Here is a 1,403-nt window from a genome sequence, read left to right as displayed (position 1 = left end):
CATCCCTTCTTCGATGCCGCCAACCATGTAGAACGCATGTTCTGGCAGGTGGTCGTAGTCACCGTTGAGGATGCCTTGAAGCCAGCAATGGTGTCTTTCAGGGAAACGTATTTACCCGAAGCACCGGTGAAGACTTCAGCCACGAAGAACGGCTGCGACAAGAAACGCTGGATCTTACGAGCACGGTTTACCAACTGCTTGTCGGCTTCCGACAGCTCGTCCATACCCAGGATCGCGATGATGTCCTTCAGTTCTTTGTAACGCTGCAGAACATACTGTACGCCGCGAGCGGTGTCGTAGTGGTCCTGACCGATCACGTTCGGGTCCAACTGACGCGAAGTCGAGTCCAGTGGGTCTACCGCTGGGTAGATACCCAGGGAAGCGATGTCACGGGACAGAACGACGGTGGCGTCCAAGTGGGCGAAGGTGGTCGCTGGCGACGGGTCAGTCAAGTCATCCGCAGGTACGTATACCGCTTGGATCGAGGTGATCGAACCGTTTTTGGTCGAAGTGATGCGCTCTTGCAGAGTACCCATCTCTTCAGCCAGGGTCGGCTGGTAACCTACTGCAGAAGGCATACGGCCCAGCAGTGCGGATACTTCAGTACCGGCCAGGGTGTAACGATAGATGTTGTCGACGAACAGCAGAACGTCGTTACCTTCGTCACGGAACTTCTCGGCCATGGTCAGGCCAGTCAGTGCTACGCGCAGACGGTTACCCGGCGGCTCGTTCATTTGACCGTAAACCAGTGCCACTTTGTCCAGAACGTTGGAGTCCTTCATCTCGTGGTAGAAGTCGTTACCCTCACGAGTACGCTCACCCACACCGGCGAACACGGAATAACCGCTGTGCTCGATGGCGATGTTACGGATCAGTTCCATCATGTTTACGGTTTTGCCTACACCGGCACCACCGAACAGACCAACTTTACCGCCCTTGGCGAACGGGCAAACCAGGTCGATAACCTTGATGCCGGTTTCCAGCAGGTCGTTGCCGCCCGCTTGTTCTGCGAAGGTTGGCGCAGGACGGTGAATGCCCCAGCGCTCTTCGGTGTCGATTGGACCTGCTTCGTCGATCGGGTTGCCCAGAACGTCCATGATCCGGCCCAGGGTCGCTTTACCGACTGGTACGGAAATGGCTGCGCCGGAGTCGATGACGTCCAGACCACGCTTCAAGCCCTCGGTGGAGCCCATCGCAATGGTACGAACCACGCCGTCGCCCAGCTGTTGCTGAACTTCCAGAGTGGTTGCGGCCGCGCTTTGAACTGTCAGCGCGTTGTAGATGCTCGGTACGCTGTCGCGTGGAAATTCCACGTCGATAACGGCGCCGATGATTTGAACGATACGTCCGCTACTCATAGCTGGATCCTCTGAATATTTGAACCGTTAAACCGCGGCAGCGCC

At 56.9% G+C, this 1,403-nt stretch carries 1 pseudogene; it reads right to left on the bottom strand.

From position 1 onward, the window contains the following. A pseudogene (atpD, locus tag ACIOVD_RS27860) lies at positions 1 to 1,358 on the bottom strand (F0F1 ATP synthase subunit beta); the annotation flags it as partial. Positions 1,359 to 1,403 lie beyond the last annotated feature (45 nt).

Source organism: Pseudomonas sp. NPDC087626 (genome assembly GCF_044743405.1).
Lineage (GTDB): Bacteria > Pseudomonadota > Gammaproteobacteria > Pseudomonadales > Pseudomonadaceae > Aquipseudomonas.
The sequence above is the reverse complement of the archived record's forward strand: the minus strand, read 5'-3'. Positions and strand labels throughout refer to the sequence as shown.